Source organism: Thermodesulfovibrio sp. TK500a (genome assembly GCF_055381765.1).
Genome location: NZ_AP041606.1, coordinates 1356167 through 1376395, shown reverse-complemented (window position 1 = coordinate 1376395; position 20229 = coordinate 1356167). Strand labels below are relative to the sequence as shown.

General features: G+C 37.7%; 20 protein-coding genes and 1 pseudogene. 12 read left to right on the top strand and 9 right to left on the bottom strand.

Annotated elements, in window-relative coordinates:
• Position 1 precedes the first annotated feature (1 nt).
• From guaA to ACZ430_RS07235, 3 genes are all read left to right on the top strand, one after another.
• Positions 2-1534, top strand: a complete 1533-nt coding sequence (gene guaA, locus ACZ430_RS07245) for a glutamine-hydrolyzing GMP synthase (protein WP_464910477.1) — start codon at positions 2-4, stop codon at positions 1532-1534.
• Between the two features lie 23 nt (positions 1535-1557).
• Complete coding sequence (locus tag ACZ430_RS07240) at positions 1558-2445, top strand: polyprenyl synthetase family protein (protein ID WP_297209435.1); 888 nt, start codon at positions 1558-1560, stop codon at positions 2443-2445.
• A gap of 92 nt (positions 2446-2537) precedes the next feature.
• On the top strand, positions 2538-3275 hold the full coding sequence (locus tag ACZ430_RS07235; RefSeq protein WP_297209438.1) for a TlyA family RNA methyltransferase: 738 nt from the start codon (positions 2538-2540) through the stop codon (positions 3273-3275).
• On the opposite strand, the gene ACZ430_RS07230 is transcribed toward ACZ430_RS07235, so the two are convergent.
• From ACZ430_RS07230 to mtnA, 9 genes and pseudogenes are all read right to left on the bottom strand, one after another.
• The gene (locus ACZ430_RS07230; protein WP_297209441.1) at positions 3256-3663 is read right to left on the bottom strand and encodes a type II toxin-antitoxin system VapC family toxin; all 408 of its coding nucleotides are present in this window, start codon (positions 3661-3663) and stop codon (positions 3256-3258) included. The genes ACZ430_RS07235 and ACZ430_RS07230 overlap by 20 nt on opposite strands.
• Positions 3644-3871, bottom strand: coding sequence for a type II toxin-antitoxin system VapB family antitoxin (gene vapB / locus ACZ430_RS07225; protein WP_297209443.1), 228 nt, complete (start codon positions 3869-3871; stop codon positions 3644-3646). Before vapB ends, ACZ430_RS07230 begins: the two co-directional genes overlap by 20 nt.
• Positions 3872-3913: 42 nt before the next feature.
• A complete protein-coding gene (locus tag ACZ430_RS07220; RefSeq protein WP_464910476.1) occupies positions 3914-5083 on the bottom strand; it encodes a permease in 1170 nt (389 codons plus the stop codon).
• The gene (locus tag ACZ430_RS07215) at positions 5067-5441 is read right to left on the bottom strand and encodes an ArsR/SmtB family transcription factor (RefSeq protein ID WP_339944004.1); all 375 of its coding nucleotides are present in this window, start codon (positions 5439-5441) and stop codon (positions 5067-5069) included. The genes ACZ430_RS07220 and ACZ430_RS07215 overlap by 17 nt, the downstream gene beginning before the upstream one ends.
• A gap of 38 nt (positions 5442-5479) precedes the next feature.
• Positions 5480-6130 carry a protein-L-isoaspartate(D-aspartate) O-methyltransferase gene (locus ACZ430_RS07210; protein ID WP_339944002.1) on the bottom strand — a complete coding sequence of 217 codons (651 nt, stop codon included), beginning with the start codon at positions 6128-6130 and terminating at the stop codon, positions 5480-5482.
• A pseudogene (locus ACZ430_RS07205) lies at positions 6123-7506 on the bottom strand (NAD(P)/FAD-dependent oxidoreductase). The gene ACZ430_RS07210 and the pseudogene ACZ430_RS07205 overlap by 8 nt, the downstream one beginning before the upstream one ends.
• Positions 7484-8239 (bottom strand): 5'/3'-nucleotidase SurE, encoded by a 756-nt coding sequence (gene surE, locus ACZ430_RS07200; RefSeq protein ID WP_339943998.1) that lies wholly within the window; start codon positions 8237-8239, stop codon positions 7484-7486. Before surE ends, ACZ430_RS07205 begins: the two are co-directional and overlap by 23 nt.
• A 1-nt stretch (position 8240) precedes the next feature.
• Positions 8241-9209 carry a polyprenyl synthetase family protein gene (locus tag ACZ430_RS07195; protein ID WP_464910475.1) on the bottom strand — a complete coding sequence of 323 codons (969 nt, stop codon included), beginning with the start codon at positions 9207-9209 and terminating at the stop codon, positions 8241-8243.
• On the bottom strand, positions 9206-10270 hold the full coding sequence (gene mtnA, locus ACZ430_RS07190) for an S-methyl-5-thioribose-1-phosphate isomerase (protein WP_464910474.1): 1065 nt from the start codon (positions 10268-10270) through the stop codon (positions 9206-9208). Before mtnA ends, ACZ430_RS07195 begins: the two co-directional genes overlap by 4 nt.
• A 166-nt stretch (positions 10271-10436) precedes the next feature.
• Between mtnA and ACZ430_RS07185 the strand changes: the two genes are divergently transcribed.
• The 9 genes from ACZ430_RS07185 to ACZ430_RS07145 all read left to right on the top strand — a co-directional run bounded on the left by ACZ430_RS07185 (position 10437) and on the right by ACZ430_RS07145 (position 20222).
• A complete protein-coding gene (locus ACZ430_RS07185) occupies positions 10437-11114 on the top strand; it encodes a 3'-5' exonuclease (RefSeq protein ID WP_464910473.1) in 678 nt (225 codons plus the stop codon).
• Between the two features lie 11 nt (positions 11115-11125).
• Positions 11126-11383, top strand: a complete 258-nt coding sequence (locus ACZ430_RS07180) for a DUF4212 domain-containing protein (protein ID WP_464910472.1) — start codon at positions 11126-11128, stop codon at positions 11381-11383.
• Position 11384: 1 nt separating this feature from the next.
• On the top strand, positions 11385-13394 hold the full coding sequence (locus tag ACZ430_RS07175; RefSeq protein ID WP_464910471.1) for a sodium:solute symporter family protein: 2010 nt from the start codon (positions 11385-11387) through the stop codon (positions 13392-13394).
• Positions 13391-13624, top strand: coding sequence for a YggT family protein (locus ACZ430_RS07170; protein WP_464910470.1), 234 nt, complete (start codon positions 13391-13393; stop codon positions 13622-13624). Before ACZ430_RS07175 ends, ACZ430_RS07170 begins: the two co-directional genes overlap by 4 nt.
• Positions 13625-13626: 2 nt before the next feature.
• A complete protein-coding gene (locus ACZ430_RS07165; protein ID WP_464910469.1) occupies positions 13627-15468 on the top strand; it encodes a putative nucleotidyltransferase substrate binding domain-containing protein in 1842 nt (613 codons plus the stop codon).
• 212 nt (positions 15469-15680) lie between these two features.
• Positions 15681-15971 (top strand): DUF5132 domain-containing protein, encoded by a 291-nt coding sequence (locus ACZ430_RS07160; RefSeq protein WP_339943983.1) that lies wholly within the window; start codon positions 15681-15683, stop codon positions 15969-15971.
• Position 15972: 1 nt separating this feature from the next.
• Positions 15973-16431, top strand: coding sequence for an HMA2 domain-containing protein (locus ACZ430_RS07155; protein ID WP_464910468.1), 459 nt, complete (start codon positions 15973-15975; stop codon positions 16429-16431).
• A gap of 26 nt (positions 16432-16457) precedes the next feature.
• Complete coding sequence (locus ACZ430_RS07150) at positions 16458-17183, top strand: hypothetical protein (RefSeq protein ID WP_464910467.1); 726 nt, start codon at positions 16458-16460, stop codon at positions 17181-17183.
• 6 nt (positions 17184-17189) lie between these two features.
• Entirely contained in the window at positions 17190-20222 is a 3033-nt protein-coding gene (locus ACZ430_RS07145; protein WP_464910466.1) for a cation-translocating P-type ATPase, read from the top strand.
• Positions 20223-20229: the final 7 nt, after the last annotated feature.

Genomic DNA, 20229 nt, shown 5'->3' with positions numbered 1-20229 from the left:
GATGGAAGAGATACTTGTAATAGATTTTGGCTCCCAGTATACGCAACTTATAGCAAGAAGGGTGAGGGAACTTAAAGTTTACTCAGAGATTATTCCATGCACTGCCCCTTTTTCTGAAATAAAAAAGAGAGCGCCGAAGGGAATAATTCTCTCTGGTGGACCAGCCAGTGTCTATGAAAAGGATGCTCCTAAAATTGATAAAGAAATATTCACTCTTGGCATTCCAATTCTTGGAATTTGCTACGGCATGCAGCTGATTACTTATTTACTCGGTGGCACTGTCTCCCGAGCTGAAAGAAGGGAGTACGGTAAGGCAGTGATTCAGATAGATGATTTTGAAGACCTCTTTGCAAACGTTAAAAATGAAAGCACTGTATGGATGAGCCATGCAGACAAGATTGACAGGATGCCCAAAGGTTTCATAAGGCTTGCCCATACAGAGAACTCTCCCTATGCTGCAATGGCAGACAGAAACAGAAAAATCTATGCCTTACAGTTTCATCCCGAAGTTGTACACACTGAAGAGGGAAAGAAAATTCTTAAAAACTTTGTCTTCAAAATATGCGACTGCTCCCCTTCTTGGAACATGCACTCTTTCGTTGAAAGGGAGACCGAGGAGATAAGAAAAAAAGTTGGCAACTACAAGGTAGTCTGTGCTTTAAGTGGTGGAGTAGATTCTACTGTTACAGCAGTTTTAGTTCACAGGGCAATAGGAGATGCTCTAACCTGTATTTTTGTTGACAATGGACTCCTAAGGGCAGGAGAAAGAGAAAAAGTTGAGGATATGCTAAGAAATAATTTTCACATAAATCTCCGAGTCATAGATGCATCGGAGAGATTCCTAAGAAGACTTAAAGGAATAAAGGACCCTGAGAGAAAGAGAAAGATTATCGGTGGAGAATTCATAAAAATATTTGAGGAAGAGGCAAAGAAAATTGAGGGAGTAAAATTTCTTGCCCAAGGCACCTTATATCCGGACGTTATTGAGAGTGTATCCTTTAAAGGTCCTTCAGCAACAATAAAGAGCCACCACAATGTAGGTGGACTCCTCAAGAGAATGAAGCTCAAACTCATTGAGCCTCTGAGAGAGCTTTTCAAAGATGAAGTAAGAGAGCTCGGAAAGGAACTGGGTATCCCTGAGGAGATTCTCTATCGCCACCCATTCCCTGGCCCAGGTCTTGCAATTAGGTGCGTAGGAGAGGTAACCAGAGAAAGGCTTGATATTCTAAGGCAGGCAGACAGGATTGTCCTTGATGAGATTAAACAGTCTGGCTGGTATAGAAAACTTTGGCAGTCCTTTGCAGTATTGCTTCCTATAAGAACAGTTGGAGTGATGGGAGATGAGAGAACCTATGAACATGTGATTGCGATTCGGGCAGTCCATAGTGTAGATGGAATGACTGCAGATTGGGTAAGACTTCCCTATGAACTTCTTGAGAGACTTTCCAATCGTATTATTAATGAAGTAAAGGGTGTAAACAGAGTGGTCTATGACATTACCTCAAAACCACCGGGAACAATTGAGTGGGAGTAATTAAATAGATTGGAATCCCAGTTATGAAATTTGACCTAAAACAATTTGTCAATGAAAAACGCAAGCTGATTGATGACTTTATAAGTAATTACTTCAACCCTCCAGTCAATCCTTCTATTCTTCACGATTCAGTTCTCTACTCTTTGACCGCCGGAGGAAAGAGACTAAGACCAATCCTTTGCATTGCTGCCTATGAGGTTTGTGGAGGAAAGGAAAACATAGTTCCCTATGCTACTGCATTAGAGTTTATTCACACCTATTCCCTTATTCACGATGACCTTCCAGCAATGGATAATGATGACCTTAGAAGGGGAAAACCTACAAATCACAAAGTATTCGGTGAGGCAATAGCAATCCTTGCAGGAGATGGGCTTTTAACTGAAGCATTTACAATTCTATCAAACACGACCTATGCAAACATTAGTCCACAAACCCTCCTCAAGGTGATTTATGAAGTATCACATGCTGCAGGGTTAAGGGGAATGGTTGCTGGACAGGCATTAGACCTCATATCAGAGGGAAAAGAGCCTGACAGAGAAACAGTAGAGTTTATTCATCTTCATAAAACTGCAGCACTGATTCGGGCATCAGTTAAGGCAGGAGCACTTCTTGCCGAGACAACTGAAGAAAGGGTCTACAAACTTGCAAAGTATGGAGAGTCTATTGGGCTTGCCTTTCAGATTGTCGATGATATTCTTGACATAGAGGGAACAACTGAAGAAATGGGGAAACCTAAAGGTTCAGATATTGAAAGGGGAAAGATGACCTATCCGAGTGTGTTTGGCATTGAAGAGTCAAGAAGAAAGGCAAAGGAATTGGTGGATATTGCAATTGAACTCTTGAGAGACTTCGGAGAGAAAGCAGAACCTTTAAGAGAAATCGCAAGGTACATAATCAAGAGGTCAAGTTAAGGTGATAAAGAAGCTGATTAAAAAGCTCTTTAAAAAACCTATTAAAAAACTTTTCAAAAAGATACTTAAAAAACTCGAATAAAACCAACTCAATGAAAATTCGTTTAGACCAGCTTCTCTTTAAAAAAGGCATTACCGAAACCCGAGAAAAAGCCCGAGCATTGATAATTGAGGGGAAAGTCCTTGTTAACGGTAATAAAGTTGAAAAACCAGGAAGCATGGTTGATGAAAGCTCTGAAATAAAACTTTGTGGAGAAACACTTCCTTATGTAAGCCGTGGTGGACTAAAACTTGAGCATGCTATAAAGCACTTCTCAATTGATATAAAAGACAAAGTAGCAATAGACATTGGTGCAAGCACAGGTGGATTTACAGATTGTCTGCTCCAGCACGGTGCAAAAAGAGTTTATGCCATAGATGTAGGCTATGGACAGCTTGCCTGGAAACTGCGAACAGACCCAAGAGTTATAACTATTGAGAGAACAAATATTAGATATATGGAAAGGGATAAAATTCCTGAGCCAGTTGATATTGCTACAGTTGATGTATCTTTCATATCTCTCAAGCTTGTAATACCAAAGGTCTTAGAATTTTTAAAGCCCCAAGGAGAGATAGTTGCACTAATTAAGCCTCAATTTGAAGTTGGCAAAGGCGAGGTTGAAAAGGGCGGAATTGTAAGGTCAGAGGAGAAAAGAGCAAAAGCTGTAGAGAACATAAAAGATTTTTTTGAAAGTTTATCTCTCAGAGTAGTCGGAGTAGTCGAGTCTCCAATCAAAGGTCAGAAGGGGAATATTGAGTATATAATATACGCTAAATCTGAAAAAGTCTAACTCCTTCCTTCTCACTAATTTCCCTCTGAAGTCTGTCAAAACTCCACAGAGCAACTCCGAGTGTTTTAGCCATTGCAATGTATGATGAGTCATAGAAGGTAATGTTATGCTCTCTACTAATTCTGAAAGCTTCTTTTATATACAAATTTGGCTCTATGTCATTGACGTCCAATTCCCAAATCACCTTAACAATCTCAATGGCTAATTCGTCTGATATCTCCTTTTTCTTCCACAGAACATTTGATACTTCAAATCTCCACAGAGACGGTGCAAAAAGTTTTTTTACTGCTACCAACTGTTCTTTGATTTTTTCATGATTTTCTTCTTTTATGAAAAAGGCTGCTAAAACACTTGCATCTAAGACTAATCTATCGGGAATCTCTGTCATTTCTAATCATTGAAGCTGCCGTGTTTTTAGGAGATGAGGCAGTTTTCTCTAAAATTTGCAATGACCTTTCTAATAATTTTTTTCTTTCTTCCTGCTTTATTTTCTCTCTGATTGCTTCTTTGATGAATTCACTCCAGTTAATTTTCAACTCTTTCATTTTTTCTTTTGTCTTTTTATCTACTCTGATTGAGATTACCTCTGTATTCATAAATTTATATTACAAAAAGTTTACAAATCTGTCAACAAAGCATCAATCAACAACAGAACCAAATATCATGCCCGAAACAGTTGCCATTATAACAACGAGGCACACATAGACAGCCGTTTTCTTTACTCCTATTGTTCTCATAATTACAAGCATGCTTGGCAGACTCAGGGCAGGTCCTGCAAGCAAGAGAGCAAGGGCAGGTCCCTTACCCATTCCTGCACCGAGAAGCCCTTGAATTATGGGAACTTCTGTAAGGGTAGCAAAATACATAAAGGCGCCAACTACACTTGCAATAAAGTTAGCTTGCAATGAATTGCCGCCGACAATTGAATAAACCCATTCTGAAGGAACTATTCCTTCATAGCCAACTCGTCCAAAGAAAAATCCAGCAACTAAAACTCCTATAAAGAGTAAAGGCACAATCAGATAGGCATAATACCAGGTCTGATACGTCCATTGATTAAGTTCATCTTTGTTAAACCATCTTATACTTGCAAGCAGGGTGAGGGTGAAAAACAATATCGCAAGAATCCATTTAATACTGTAAATGCTCCACCACAGAGATAAAGAACCCTCAGATGGTTTTCCCCAGTTGGCAAAAACAAGAAAGGCCACCATAAACGAAACATGGAGAACTGTTTGATAGAGGGGCTTAGACTTAACTCCTGCTATATCAAAATCATCCGCGTCCCGTCTCATTCTTTCCTCTTTGAGAAAAATCAGATGCATTAAGAGTCCTATAACTACACTGAATAACACTGCTCCAAATGCCCTTGCAACTCCAAGCTCCCATCCGAGAACTCTTGCAGTTAAAATTATAGCAAGCACATTAATGGCAGGTCCTGAATAAAGAAAAGCAATTGCTGGTCCGAGCCCTGCCCCTCTTTGATAAATGCTCATGAAAAGGGGAAGTATCGTGCATGAACACACAGCAAGGATTGAGCCAGAGACAGAAGCAACTCCATAGGAAAGTATCTTATTTGCCCGAGCTCCAAAGTACTTCATAACAGAGGCTTTATTTACAAAAACAGCGATTGCGCCGGCAATAAAAAATGCCGGAATAAGACAAAGAAGCACGTGTTCCTGGGCATACCATTTTGTTAAGGCCAATGCCTCAAAAATAGCATTTGTAAATCTCTGATTTTCAATGGGTAAGAAATAGAAAATTAAAAAAATCAACAAGATTAAGCCAAGCTTATATCTCTCCTTCATTTTTCTCCTCTCTTTTAATACTAAGAAAACGAGGGTCACTACTCTCTTTAAATACAGATAATCTCCGAATTTCTTCCTTTATGTCTTCATCTGATATCTTCTCAAGAACAGAAAAAATCAAAAATCTCCTAAATAAATCAGAATCATTAAGACTGTAAATAACCCATTTGCCTTCTTTTCTTATCTTTACCAAATCAGCCTCTTTGAGAACGCCAAGATGAAAAGATACTTTAGGCTGAACCATGTTTAGAGCTGCTACGATTTCACAAACACAGAGTTCAGCTTTGCTGAGGAGCTTTAGAATTTTTAGTCTTGTTTCATCGGACAGAGCATGGAATATTTTTATTAAGTTATGCACAAACTAAATATAAAAAATTTTTTATATGTCTGTCAACTTTATTTTTCTTCTTTCCATCCATACTTTCCAATCAGCGGAACAAAGGCTACAGGTATAAGGTAATGTTTATATAGTCTACCCTCCTTTTTTTCTGCCTTGAGCATATATTGAGAATATCTCTCTCCTACAGGCGCAACTAAAATTCCGCCTTCTTTAAGTTGAGTAATCAAAGGTTCAGGCACTTCAGGAGTTGCAGCGGTGATTATAATTCTATCAAAGGGAGCTTCTTCGGGTAAGCCTTCTGTCCCGTCTTTAACATATACCTTGATATTCCTATATCCCAATTTATCAAACCGTTTCCTTGCATATCCAGCAAGTTCAGGAATTCTCTCTATTGTATGCACCTCTCTGACAATCTCCGCTAACACCGCTGCCTGATATCCTGAACCAGTCCCAATTTCAAGCACTTTTTCATCGCCCTTCAATTCAAGAAGTTCGGTCATTAAAGCTACGATATAAGGCTGAGAAATTGTCTGACCGTAACCAATTGGTAAGGCTCTATCATCATAGGCATCATCTCTTATTTCTTCTGGAACAAACAAATCTCTCGGAACTTTTTTCATAGCCTCAATAACCCTTTTATCCTTTATACCCCTCTCAACTATCTGATTTTCTACCATCCAATCTCTTAGTTTTTTATATCTATCCATGACGATTTAGTATCTCCCTTGCTACAAGAATACCAGATGCTGAAGCCTGTATCAACCCCCTTGAAATACCTGCCCCGTCTCCGGCAGCAAACAGATTTTCTATCTCAGTCTCTAAGTAGTTATTCAATTTAAGCCTCATACTATAAAGTTTCACCTCCACACCATAAAGAAGTGTCTGAGGAGAGTTTATGCCAGGCATAAGTTTATCAAGGGCTTCAAGCATTTCAATAATATTTAATAAATAGCGATAGGGAAGAACAAAGCTTAAATCCCCTGGCGTTGCGTCTTTTAATGTAGGCTGAACAGGATTGCGCATAATTCTCTCTTCCGTTGACCTTCTTCCTTTCCTTAGGTCGCCAAGTCTTTGAATTAAAACACCCTGCCCGAGAAAGTTTGCAAGCCTTGCAATGCTCTGTCCGTAAAGAATAGGCTCTTTGAAGGGCTCTGTAAAATATGTGCTTGAAAGAATTGCAAAATTTGTGTTGTCAGTTCTTCTATTAGCATAACTATGGCCATTGACAGTCCAGATGCCGTTTATGTTTTCTCTGACAACTTCACCGAAGGGATTTACACAAAAAGTTCTAACAGTATCATCAAAGGTTTTTGAATAATAGATAAATTTAGGTTCATATAAAATATTGGTCAGTTCCTCGCATATACTCGCAGATACTTCAACTCTTACACCTATATCAACAGGATTTAGTTCTGTTGAAAGTTTCAGCCTTCTTGCCTCTTCACTAAGCCATCTGCTTCCTCCTCTACCAGGAGCTAAAACGACATATCTTGCGTAGACCTTTGTATTATCATTAAGCTCAACTCCCCTTACCTTTCCTTTCTCAATAACTATTCCTTTGGCTGATTTATTAAATAATAAATCAACATTTTTCTGAAGTCTCTCCTTTATTGCTTTTAGAACTTCAAAGCATCTCTCCGTGCCGATATGTCTAATCCTTGAAGGAACAAAAAGAAGTCCATTTTTAGTGGCCATTTTTTATCTTCTCAACCCTCTCTCTGTCAGGCTCAAAAAGCTTATTGGGAGCTCCAAACTCAAGATAAACTCTATCTACATAGTCTATAAGCTCTAAAAGTTTTCCTCTTTCAACATACTTTCCTAAAAAACCTCCAATATCTGGAGACAAATTTAACTTTCCATCACTGAAAGCACCTGCTCCTCCCCAACCGCTAATAATATCACAAGTAGGGCAGTTCAAACATTTTTTCCCCGTTGTCATTGGACACATTCTTTTTTCTATGCTCTTACCCTTTTCAACGATGAGAATATGAAGAGAGGATTTTTTTAAAAGCTCTAAAGCAGTAAAGATTCCTGCGGGACCTGCTCCTACTATAATTAAATCATATTCTTTTTTCAATCTCATTCTTTTTGAGATAATCTAAGGCTTGATGATTGGTTAAGTCAATATGAAGAGGAGTTACAGAGACATAACCTTCCATTACTGCCTGAATATCGGTGTTTTCCATTTTTTGCCATGATACAACGCCACCACCTATCCAGTACTGTTTTTCTCCCCAAGGCGAATAGATTTCGTGAATTGAATTTTCATAGGAACGTTTACCCTGTTTAGTTACCTTAACTCCTGCTATTTCTTTCAAGCCTTTGTTTGGAACATTTACGTTCAAAAGGGTATCTTGGGGAAGTCCTTTTTCAATGATAAACTTTGAAATTGCTATGGCAAAATGGCAGGCCGTTTCATACTTGAATGGTCTTTCTCCAACAAGAGAAATAGCAAAAGACGGAACTCCAAGAATTGTTCCCTCAATCGCTGCAGATACAGTCCCTGAATAGGTTACATCTTCGCCTAAATTAGCACCCTTGTTTATTCCTGAAACCAAAAGGTCTGGCTCACGAGGCAGTAGTTTTTTAACTCCAACGACAACGCAATCTGTAGGTGTTCCGTTCACACTGTAACATCCTTCACGAATTAAATCAACCCTAAGAGGTCTGTGCATTGTAAGGGCATGGCTTACAGCTGAGCGGTCTCTGTCAGGTGCAACTATGAATACATCTCCTAATTCTTTTAATGCTTCCGCAAGGGTTTGAATTCCTCTCGAGAAAAAACCATCGTCATTGGTTACAAGAATTAGTGGCATCTTATCTGTTCCTCTCAAGTATGTAGTCCGCTATTCTGAACATTGTATCTTTATAAGGAGAAGGCGGAAAAAGTGAAAGAGAGCCTTTAGCTGTCTCGATATACTCCCTTGCTATTTTCATAGACGACTCTATGCAATTGTATTTTTGCAAATAATTCAAAATCTTTGAAAGGCTCTCCTCTGTAAAGAATTCCTGTTTAATCAGCTCAATAATTTCCTCTCTCTCCTTTGCTTTTTTAAGAAGTTCAATCAAAGGAAGAGTTATCTTCCCCTCCATAAGGTCTTTTCCTAATTTCTTACCAAGTTCGCTTTCTTCGGCTACGTAGTCAAGAATATCATCTATCATCTGGAAAGCTATTCCGATATTGTGCCCAAAATCAGTTAAGGCCTGAAGACGGTCATAGGAGAGCTCTGCGAGAAGACCGGCGATTCTACAGGCTGCTGTAATAAGGCCAGCAGTCTTACCTGTTATTATTTTGATATAGTCTTCAAAGGTAATAGTTGGGTCTCCTGCTTTCATAAGCTGAAGTATTTCTCCTTCGGCCATCTGGGATGTAGCCTTTGACAAAGCCTCCATAATTGGAAGGCTTTCCTGGGCAACACTTATGTGTAGAGCTTTTGCGTAAAGATAATCTCCCAGAAGCACAACAATATTGTTACCCCATATTTTATTCGCAGCCTTCTTACCTCTTCTTAGTTCAGCTTCGTCAACAACATCATCGTGAAGAAGGCTTGCTGTGTGTAGAGCTTCAACTACAGCAGCAAGAATAACCCGTTTGTATCCTCTGTATCCTGCGAGGTCTGAACTTAAAAGCAAGAAAAGGGGCCTTAATCTTTTTCCGCCTGAATTTATTATGTATGAGCCTATTGTTGGAATTAAAGCTGCTTCAGATTGAAAAATATTGTAGAGCTCTTTCTCTACTTCCTTTAGTTCGTCTTCATATTCTCTGAATACTTCACTAAAATTCACAGATTCTGCCTCAGTTCTTCCAGTTTCTTAGAGTCATTTATGTATTTTATGTGCTTGGGCAAAAATACGCCTTTTTCAGTGATAATGGCAGAGATGTATTTTGCAGGAGTCACGTCAAAGGCTAAATTCAATGCCTTAACACCATCAGGCGCAATTTTTACATTTTTTATTTTTATAACTTCCTCAGGAGTTCTCTCTTCTATAGGAATATCATCTCCTGATTGAATTGTTAGGTCAATACTTGAAGTAGGCGCTGCCACATAAAAAGGAACTTTATTTTCCTTGCATAAAACAGCGAGCGAATAAGTGCCTATTTTGTTAGCCACGTCTCCATTTCTCACAGTTCTGTCTGTTCCAACGATTACGAAGTCAATAATTCCCTTCTTAAGCAAAACGCCAGCAGTGTTGTCTGGAATTAAGGTCACATCAATTCCTGCTTGCATGAGTTCAAAAGAAGTTATTCTCGCACCTTGAAGCACTGGTCTTGTCTCGCAGGCAAAAACTCGAAAATTGATACCCTTTTGTTTTGCAAGATACATCGGTGCAGTAGCTGTTCCGTATCCTCCTGTTGCAAGAGAGCCAGCATTACAGTAAGTCATAACAGTGCACTTTTCCTTGAAAAGTGGCAGAGCATGCTCACCAATTCTCCTGTTAATCTCTACGTCTTCTTCATGAATTTTAATAGCTTCTTTTATTATAAGTTCCTTAAGTTCATCTACTTTCAGATGCTGATTTTTATTAATGAGCATTTTCAGCCTATCTATAGCCCATCTAATATTGACTGCCGTCGGTCTCGTATTAAGAATTCTGTCAAAAACAGGTTCAAGCTTATCAAAAAGGCTTTGGGGTGATTTGGCATTTATTTTCCGAACAGCCAAAGCCACTGCCATTGCAGCAGCTATACCTATGGCAGGTGCTCCTCTGATTGATAAATTTTCAATTGCCTCAGCAACATCCTCATAGTTTTTACATTTTATATATGCAACTTTTTCAGGAAGCTGTCGCTGGTCAAGAATATAAACACCTTCTTTTTCCCACATTATTGCTTTAAGCATAGGCATATTATAACAGTTTTTAAAAGCTAAATCACAGATTAGAAAGGAGAGAAAATGTTACTTTTTTTCGTAAAACTTTACTTAATGTAACAACTTTTATTTTTAACAAAATCGAAACTCCAATAGTTTCATAAAATTCATTTGTGGCACATAGTTTGATTTAGAAATGGGCATGTTTAAATTTTTCAAAAAAAAGAAAATAAGCTCTGAATTGATTAACAACAGAGAGTTTGTCATTATGGATACGGAATTGACAGGCTTAAACGAAAAAGAGGACAGCATAATCTCAATTGGAGCAATTTTAATGAGAGACAGAAGCATAATGATAGGAGACCTTTTTTACAGAATACTTAATCCTCAATGTAATCCGAAAAATGAGACTGTTTTAATACACTCTCTTACATCTTCAGAAATAGAAAAATGTCCTGAAATAACCTTAGTCCTAAGGGAGTTTTTATCTTTTCTAAAAAATAGAACAGTCGTAGGACACTTTATTGATATAGATTTAAAATTTTTAAGAAAAGAGATAAAGCGTTTGCTTAATTTAAATTTTAATCCCGAGGCAATTGATACCTACATAGTCTTCAACTGGTTGATAGACAGGGGTTTGATACCAAAAAAGTTCAGAGGAGCTAAATCCCTTAATGATATAGCTGAAGTCTTCAAGATAAAGGTTGAAGTTATTCACGACTCTCTGTATGATGCCTTCATTACAGCCCAAATATTTCAGAGGGAAATAGCACTTTTTCAGGGTTTAAGCCAAAAATGGTTCGATTTTATCAGAAAAATTGGCAGACCCCATGTATCCGGATACATGTCGGGTCATTACGAAAAAAACTATCAATACTAAGGAGGTGCCTTATGGTTACAAAAGAAATCATTGAGAGTTACTGGCGAGAAAACAAAGCCCTCATGTATCTAATTATGTTAATTTGGTTTATAGTCTCTTATGTGGCTGCAGTATTTGCCTCAGCACTAAACAATATTTCAATAATCGGATTCCCTCTTGGTTACTATATGGGAGCGCAAGGTTCAATCGTCACTTTCGTCGTTCTCAATTACTACTACTCAATGAAGATGAATCAATTAGACCAAAAATATGGTTTACAGGAGGACTAAAATGGCAAATAATGCGATGAATGCATGGTCCAAAAAACTTAGGCAAATTTACGGTGTTTATACGGGTGTTTTTGTTCTTTTCGTTGTAAGTCTGTGGATTGGAGAAAGTCTTGGTCTTTCCCAAAAATATATAGGATATGCTTTCTTATTTGGAACAATTGGTGTTTATGCAGCAATTGGAGTTTTATCAAGAACATCGGTAGTTGCCGAGTATTACGTGGCAGGAAGAAAAGTTCCTGCTGTTTTCAATGGTATGGCAACAGCATCAGACTGGATGAGTGCAGCCTCTTTCATTGGAATGGCTGGTGCTCTATATCTTCAAGGCTATGATGGTCTGGCCTTCATAATGGGATGGACAGGTGGCTATGTTCTTCTTGCAGTAATGGTCGCTCCTTACTTGAGAAAGTTCGGACAGTTTACTATCCCAGACTTTCTTGAAGAAAGATATGGCGGGAAACTGCCAAGAATGATAGGCATTCTTTCTGCGCTTATTGTATCCTTTGCCTATCTTGTCGCCCAGATAACAGGCGTAGGAATAATAACAAGTAGATTTGTGGGCATACCATTCGAGGCAGGAGTATTTTTAGGATTATCTGGAATATTGGTTTGCTCTTTTCTTGGAGGAATGAGGGCGGTAACTTGGACTCAGGTCGCCCAATACATAATCCTAATAGTTGCTTATATGATACCCGTAGTAGCCATATCTTACAAACAGACAGGAGTTCCCATTCCACAATTAATGTATGGGCAGGCTTTGCAGGTAATTGAGACGAAACAAAAAGCCCTTGTAAATGATATAAAGGAGATAGAGGTCAGACAGGAATGGAAGAAGAAAGCCGATGAACTCAGTGCAAAAATAAAAGGTTTACCTGAAAGCTGGCAGAAAGGCAAAGCAGAGCTTGAGGATAAATTGAAAAATACTCAAGCAGGAGATCCTGAAAGAGCAAAAATAGAAAAAACCCTAAAGGATTATCCAAAAACAGCCGATGAAGCAAAGGAGAAATGGACTGCTGCAATGAAAGAGGCTCAAGCCATGTCAAAACCTCCGAAATCCTATGTTGCTCCACCTGCAGACACGAAAGGAATTGTTAACTTTCTCGCTCTCACATTTTGTTTGATGGTTGGAACTGCAGGACTTCCTCATGTGCTTATGAGATTTTACACAACTCCAACTGTTCGTGAAGCCAGAAGTTCTGCTGCCTGGGCTCTTTTCTTCATCTTTTTACTATATTTTACAGCACCGGCCTATGCTGCATTTGCCAGGAGTGAAGTTCTTACAAATATTGTAGGTCAGGCATTTACAGCTTTGCCAGCATGGGTTTCAAAATGGGCTGCCGTTGGTTTAATATCTATAAAGGACATGAATGGTGACGGTATAATACAGTTTTCAGAGATTATCATAAGAGCCGATGCTGTTGTGTTGGCCACACCAGAAATTGCAGGACTTCCCTATGTGGTAGCAGGATTGATAGCAGCAGGTGGTCTTGCAGCAGCTCTCTCAACAGCAGACGGTCTTCTGATAACAATGTCTAATGCCATCTCTCACGACCTTTACTACAAAATCATTAACCCCAACATATCACCATCTACGAGAGTTAAAATAGGAAAGGCTCTTCTTCTCGTTGTAGCTGCAATTGGTGCGTATGTGGCAAGCTTCAAACTTGCAATAATAGTTGAACTTGTTGCATGGGCTTTCTCTTTAGCCGCTGCTACGTTTTTCCCAGCAGTAGTGCTCGGTATATGGGATAAAAGAATGAACAAAGCTGGAGCTGTTTCAGGAATGATTGTTGGTCTGCTTGTCACTGCATATTATATAATTGGAAGCAGATTTTACGGTGTTGACTGGTTTGGCATTAAAACAATAGCAGCTGGTATTTTCGGTTTTCCAGCCAATATAGTTGTAGCACTCATAATATCAAGAATTACACCAGCACCTTCCAAGGAACTTCAGGAATTCGTTGACAGTATAAGATATCCTAAAGGTGCCATTAAAGGTGGAGTTGAGGAATGACGACTAAAATATTTCTCAACTACACTCTCTCATTTATCATGTGGCTCGTCATAGGACGAGCCATTCTCTCTTTCTTCACAAAAGACCCGAATAATCCAATATATGCACTCTTTGTTAAAGTTACAGAACCAATATACAGAATTGCGAGAAAGATTTTTCCAAGAGGCACTACAATATTTATAATCATATCTATAGTAATTCTTCGAATTCTGATTGTAAAATATCTATAAAAATGGAAAGCATAGAAGAATTAAAGAAAATTTATCCCTTTGATAGCCTTCCCGACGAAGAACTCGAGGAGATAATCTCTCAGGGAGAAATAAAAACTTATAGAAAAAATGAGACTTTATTTAAAGAAAACACCGAACCTCTTAAATTTCTTTATGTAATTCTCAACGGAGAGGTATTTCTTGAGAAAAACTCTCAGGTTATAGCTCATCTTAAGGGAGGAGATATTTTCGGCTACGTATCACTTGTAAGCGAAATGCCACCTGTATCTACAGCAATAGTTGTAGAGGATTATACAAGAATTCTTCAGATAGAAAAAGGAAAATTTCTTTCCCTTTTTACAAAATACGACACCTTTGCAAAATACTTCACCAAAGAGCTTGCAAAAAGAGTTCACAGTATCCCGAAGCTAAGAAGTTCCTTTCAAATGGAAAGACTCCTTGAGGTAAGAATAAGAGATATAAAAATAAAAGAACCAATTCTTATAAAAGGCGATACTAACATAACAGAGGCCGCTAAAATGATGGTTGAACATGACTCTACTTTCTGCCTTGTTCAGAAAAACGGAGAGATAGGAATAATCACAGAAAGAGATATTATAAAGAAAGTTCTTGCAAAAGAGGCCAATCCTTCAAACTTAAAAGCTGAAGATATCGCAACCTTTCCTATAATTTCAATGGATGCCTCTGAACCATTATTCAACGCCATGTTAACAATGGCAAAGCATAAAATAAGAAAATTAGTCATAAAAGACTCAGGTGCCATATGGGGTATACTCGATGATAGGGTTGTAATAAATCACGAAAGCAAAAATATTGTCTTTCTCATAAAAGAAATACAGAGGGCTAAAAGTGTTGAAGAGCTGGCCTATCTCTATTCTCTTGTCAATGAGAGCGTAATCGAGGGAGTAATGTCAGGGTTAGACCCCGAGTATGTTGGCAAATACATAGCAGAGCTAAATGACCACTTTATGGCACGGGTGGCTCAGATAGTTGAGGAAGAAATGAGTCCACCTAAGAATGCCTATTCAATAATAGTAATTGGTTCAGAGGGCAGAAGAGAACAAAGTCTAAAAACCGACCAAGACAACGCATTAATCTTTGAGGGAAACTCAGAAGGAAAAGACTACTTTGAGAGATTTTCAGAGAAATTCATAGACTACCTATTAAAGATTGGATTTCCAACCTGTCCTGGCAATGTGATGATTAGTAATCCCTACTGGAGAAGAAAAAAGGAAGAGTGGTACTCAGAGATTAGTAGATGGATGGAACAACCAAAGCCAGAAAATGTTCTTAACATCAGCATCTTTTTTGACTTCAGAAGTGTTTGCGGAAAAGAGGAATTAGCCGAAGATATGTGGGAATTTATTAAGAAAAAGCTTAAGACTTCAAAGCAATTTTTACCTTTTCTTGCATCAGCAGCAATTAAATTCAGACCTCCTGTAGGCTTTTTAGGTAATTTAAAAACCGAAAGGGAAGGCCGGCACAGAGGAGAGATTGACCTCAAAAAATACGGTATATTCCCCATTACACAGGGAGTAAGAGTTTTATCTCTTCACAACGAAATAAGGAATACTAATACCTTTGAAAGAATCAGGAAACTAAGAGATTTATCCATATTTACCTCTGATTTTGCTCGAGATTTAGAGGAGGCTTACAGATTTTTAATGACTTTACGGCTTAAATCACAGGCAAGAAAAATCAGAAATAATGTGCAACCTGACAATTATATAAACCCAAAGGAACTTTCTAAAACAGAGAGAGATATATTGAAAGAAGTCTTCAGGAAAATTGAGGAATTTCAAAAAGTTTTATTTGATAAATACAACTTAAGGTATTTTTCTTAATTCTCAGATAAAATCACCCTCAAAGTCATTAAAATCTGAAAAATTTAGGAAAGTAATGAAAAAATCATTTGAAAATTGAAAATTTTTCTGTTATTTTTTAGATAAGATGAGTTTTTTATAAGTTTTTGTTGATTTTGAGGAAAAAATTTTGTTCAAAAATTTTTGATTATTAACAGTCATACCTAAGGCATCGATAGGAAGGGGGTGATTTTATGGGTTTATTTAATAACGGACTAAAAGGCAACATACTTACAGGACTTGCCATTGGAATAGGTGCTTCCGTATTAGCTCCTGTAGTAATACCCATGTTAGCATCAATAGCCAAACCAATTGCAAAAGCTGCTATCAAGGGTGGCCTTAATGTTTATGAAAAAGGCAAAGAAATTGTTGCTGAAGTAGGCGAAGTTGTAGAGGACATTGTAGCAGAAGTAAAATCAGAAATGGCTCAGGAAAAAATGGAAGAAATTTCAAAAACTTTGATGAGTCAAGAGGACAAAAGCTAAGGTGATAGAAGGCTACATCTCTCACATATCCCCGGGAAGATTGAGACTTAAGTTTCCCTCTGCAAAGGGGGAGGAAAATTTTTTTAGTTCGTTCTTGGATAATATTAAGCAGGCTGAATACTTCAAGAATATTAAGGTAAATCCTACAATAGGAAGTATTTTAATTGAACATGAAAAGACCACAGAAGAAGTTATAGGTATTTTAAAGGACATACCTTTTGTTAAGATTAGAAAATATGAAGAAAATCCCAGCAAAAAAATAAGTCAGTCATTAAGTAAAAGCTTTAGCCATCTAAATAAAATCATTAAAAAAATATCCTCAGGGAAAGTTGATTTAAAGAGCACAGTTCTTCTATTTCTTCTTATCAGTGCTCTGTATCAGATAGCAAGAGGCAATCTGTCTTCTATTCCCTGGTATACTGCCTTATTTTATCTGAACTCTCTTATTTCAAAGGAGTAAAAGTTTACCAAAGAAGGAGGTATGAAATGTCTAACGAAACAATTAATATGGAAAAGTCGAAAGTTGACTTTAGCGCAATGGGAACATCTATAAAAAACGGCATCGTAAGTGGATTGAAAGGGGTAAATGAAATAGAAAACGAAATAGTAAACTTAGTAAAAAATACTGTATCAAACACTCTCAAAACTTCCAGTTCCCTTGCCACAGACACTCTTTTAGTTGTAAGAGAAGTTACAAAAGAAGCAATGAAGGCTACGGAGGAAATGGGAACAGGACTTGTGATGACTTCAAAAAATGTGGCAAAGGGAATAATTCTCGGCGTAGCTGAAGTAGGTGGAGATGTAGTATCTGCCGCTGCTCAAACAGTCAAAACAGCAATAAATAGCGCATCCTCTGTTGGTGGAGATGTTGCTACCGTTGCCAAAAAAACTATTGAAGGAGTTGTCGAGGCAACCTCTGAGATAGGAGGCAATGTAGAAGAGGTTGTTAAAGCTACTTCAATAAGAGCCATTGAGACCGCTTATGCCATAGGCAATGTAGCATTGAACTCTGTAAAAGATATACTTTTAATAACCATTGGAGGAATAAAAGAAGTTATCGGAACAATACTGCCTAAAAGCAAGGAATTGGGACATACAAAAATAAATTCTCACGAAAACAATACGGAAGGAATAGATAAAATTCTAAATGCTAAGGAAAGCAGTGAGACTACTGAAGAGCATAAAGAAAAAAGAAAAAGAAAGTCCGAATAATTTTGAATGGTACGAATTGTCCATAAAGAAGTAAGCGGCAGGGTTAGATTAAAAATAATAGGGCTGAAAAACTCAAAAGAATTTGGGGGTTTTCTCTTTGCTCATCTTGAAAAATTGCCCTTTATTTCGGATTTTTCTGTAAATATTACAACAGGCTCTTTACTAATCTACTACAGCCCTCAAAAAAACCTAATAGAGATAATTCAAACAGTTGAGTATTTAGCAGAAGAGTTCAGAAAAACATTTATAAATGAAAATTCAAAAAAAGAGAAAGAAAAGCCTGAAAGCTTCCGAGAGAGAATAATTAAAAAAATAAAGGATAAAATACCCTTTAAACAAGAAAAAAAATCTCAAGATTGGCATCTCCTTGATTGGCGCGATATAGTTAAAGAGCTTCAAACAGATGAAACCAGAGGGCTATCATCTGATGAGGCAAAGAGGAGACTTAAAAATTACGGCACCAACTCAATTGAAAGTGGAGAGACTAAATCGGGTTTTTCTCTTTTTTTAAACCAATTCAAATCTGTTCCCGTGGTACTACTCGGTGTCGCATCTATTATATCCATATTTACAGGAGGTATAACAGACGCGCTATTCATAATAGGAGTTGTGATTACTAATGCAATAATAGGCTATAAAACGGAGCGAAAAACAGAAAGCCTCATTAAGTCTCTCAATAAAATCTTTGAACACAAATCTGAGGTAATTCGAGATGGACAAGTGCAATTGATAGAATCGGAAGAGTTAGTTCCTGGAGACATTGTCCTGCTAAAACCTGGTAGTTTTGTAAATGCTGACTGTAGACTCATTGAAAGTATAAATTTAAGCGTTGACGAATCAGCCCTCACAGGTGAGAGTCTTCCGGTGACAAAATTCGTTAACCTCTGCATATTTAATAACGGAGACAACATACCCCTTGCAGACCGCTGTAACATGGTTTACAGAAGCACATTTGTCGTAGGAGGGCATGGAAAAGCTGTTGTCGTTGAGACCGGCAATACAACAGAAATTGGCAAAATCAAATCACTCATTGAAGAGAGCGAGACTCCTAAAACAGCGGTGCAAAATCAACTCGACAGGCTCGGAATAAAACTCTCAATAATAAGTGCTTTAATCTGTGCTGCCATTTTTGTTGTAGGAATCTTTAGAGGATACGGTATTATAGAGATGCTCAAGTCATCCATCTCTCTTACCGTTGCTGCGGTTCCAGAGGGTTTGCCAACAGTAGCCACAACCACTTTTGCCCTTGGTATGGCTAATTTAAGAAGACAAGGAATACTTATAAGAGAATTAAAAGCAGTTGAGACACTTGGTACTATAAACACTATATGTTTTGATAAAACTGGCACACTCACACTTAACAAAATGAGTGTGGCAGAGGTTTTTGTTGATACTAAACTTTATCAATCGGACGGAAAAAATCTCTACGAGTTCCAATCAGAATTAAAAATTGAAGAAAATCCGACTCTTAAAGAACTTCTTAAGATTTCAATCCTGTGCAATGATAGTAAACTGACCTTTGACAACGGAAAATATAACATAGTCGGAACGCCTACGGAGAATGCTCTTGTAAAGTTAGCAAATTATATCACAGATAATCCAGAAGAACTAAGGGAGAAATACAAAAGAATAAAGACTTTTTACAGGGCTGAAAACAGACATTTTATGCTTACAATTCACGAAACAGAAAATCCCGACGAATACCTTGTGGCCATAAAAGGTGCTCCCGACAGGCTTCTGGAATTTTCCAATCAACTTATGCACAACGGTGAAATAAAGCATTTCACAGAGAGAGAATTAATGCTCTATTCAGAAGCAAATGAGTTAATGTCCTCTAAGGGATTAAGAGTATTAGGTTTTTGTTATGGCATTCTTAGTAAAATACACAGAGATTTAATAAATGAACTTAACAGTGAAGACTGTAACTGTAGTAAAATTATCGACAGCATTGATATTGTGTGGTTAGGCCTAATAGGCTTTAAAGACCCTATCAGAGAAGGCGTAAAGGAGCTTATAGAGAGATTCCATCTTGCCGGTATTGAAACAGTCATGATTACGGGAGACCAATCCTTAACAGCAAGGGCAATTGCAGAAGAGTTAAGTTTAAGCAGAAAAGGACATATTAATGTAGTAGAAACATCAAGACTTGAAAATGGACAAACAGACATAGATGAAATTAACGTATTCTCAAGAGCTACTCCAACAGACAAATTAAAAATAGTAAAAGCATTACAGTCAAAGGGTAAGTATGTAGCTATGACAGGAGATGGTATAAATGATGGGCCAGCCTTGAAAGTAGCAGATTTAGGAATTTCAATGGGAAAGGCAGGAACTGAAATAGCAAGGGACGTAGCAGAAATTGTTATAGAAGACGATGACCTGAGCAAATTAGAATTAGCCATAGCTAACGGAAGAAATACCTATGTAAATATTAGAAAGTCCATACACTATCTTGTATCGACAAATCTGAGTGAAATTTTTACAATGTTCTCCTGTATAGCTCTTAAAGCCGGTCAACCATTAACTCCTATTCAACTATTATGGATAAACTTAATCTCCGATATATTCCCAGGACTTGCTCTTTCTATTGAGCCCTTAGATAAAGAACTTATGAAACAGCCTCCAAGAAATCCTGACGAAGAACTTCTTAATATGACACAACTAAGAAGGCACTTCCTCGAAGCTTCAGCAATTACCCTTTCAACAATGACTGCCTATTTGTATGGAATATCAAGATATGGAGTTTCGCCGGCCTCAAGTAGTATTGCTTTCTTATCACTTTCCCTATCGCAAATACTTCATGCCTACAGCTGCAAGTCTGAGAGTAAATCAATATTAAGTTCCGATACTTTCTCAAATAAATATTTGAATTTGGCAGTTGGAGGAACTTTGTTGTTACAAATTGCCCTATCGTTTATTCCTGGATTGAGAAATCTATTAGGATTAACACCTCTTAGAATGATAGATTACGGAGTTGTATCTATGACCACATTAGGCTCATTGCTTATAAATGAAAGCTTAAAGAAGACAAAAAATTAACTAACAA

Coding starts and splice junctions, on each gene's coding strand:
- guaA (WP_464910477.1), top strand. CDS start 2: ATGGAAGAGATACTTGTAATAGATTTTGGCTCCCAGTATACGCAACTT.
- ACZ430_RS07240 (WP_297209435.1), top strand. CDS start 1,558: ATGAAATTTGACCTAAAACAATTTGTCAATGAAAAACGCAAGCTGATT.
- ACZ430_RS07235 (WP_297209438.1), top strand. CDS start 2,538: ATGAAAATTCGTTTAGACCAGCTTCTCTTTAAAAAAGGCATTACCGAA.
- ACZ430_RS07230 (WP_297209441.1), bottom strand. CDS start 3,663: ATGACAGAGATTCCCGATAGATTAGTCTTAGATGCAAGTGTTTTAGCA.
- vapB (WP_297209443.1), bottom strand. CDS start 3,871: ATGAATACAGAGGTAATCTCAATCAGAGTAGATAAAAAGACAAAAGAA.
- ACZ430_RS07220 (WP_464910476.1), bottom strand. CDS start 5,083: ATGAAGGAGAGATATAAGCTTGGCTTAATCTTGTTGATTTTTTTAATT.
- ACZ430_RS07210 (WP_339944002.1), bottom strand. CDS start 6,130: ATGGATAGATATAAAAAACTAAGAGATTGGATGGTAGAAAATCAGATA.
- surE (WP_339943998.1), bottom strand. CDS start 8,239: ATGCCACTAATTCTTGTAACCAATGACGATGGTTTTTTCTCGAGAGGA.
- mtnA (WP_464910474.1), bottom strand. CDS start 10,270: ATGCCTATGCTTAAAGCAATAATGTGGGAAAAAGAAGGTGTTTATATT.
- ACZ430_RS07185 (WP_464910473.1), top strand. CDS start 10,437: ATGTTTAAATTTTTCAAAAAAAAGAAAATAAGCTCTGAATTGATTAAC.
- ACZ430_RS07180 (WP_464910472.1), top strand. CDS start 11,126: ATGGTTACAAAAGAAATCATTGAGAGTTACTGGCGAGAAAACAAAGCC.
- ACZ430_RS07175 (WP_464910471.1), top strand. CDS start 11,385: ATGGCAAATAATGCGATGAATGCATGGTCCAAAAAACTTAGGCAAATT.
- ACZ430_RS07170 (WP_464910470.1), top strand. CDS start 13,391: ATGACGACTAAAATATTTCTCAACTACACTCTCTCATTTATCATGTGG.
- ACZ430_RS07165 (WP_464910469.1), top strand. CDS start 13,627: ATGGAAAGCATAGAAGAATTAAAGAAAATTTATCCCTTTGATAGCCTT.
- ACZ430_RS07160 (WP_339943983.1), top strand. CDS start 15,681: ATGGGTTTATTTAATAACGGACTAAAAGGCAACATACTTACAGGACTT.
- ACZ430_RS07150 (WP_464910467.1), top strand. CDS start 16,458: ATGTCTAACGAAACAATTAATATGGAAAAGTCGAAAGTTGACTTTAGC.
- ACZ430_RS07145 (WP_464910466.1), top strand. CDS start 17,190: ATGGTACGAATTGTCCATAAAGAAGTAAGCGGCAGGGTTAGATTAAAA.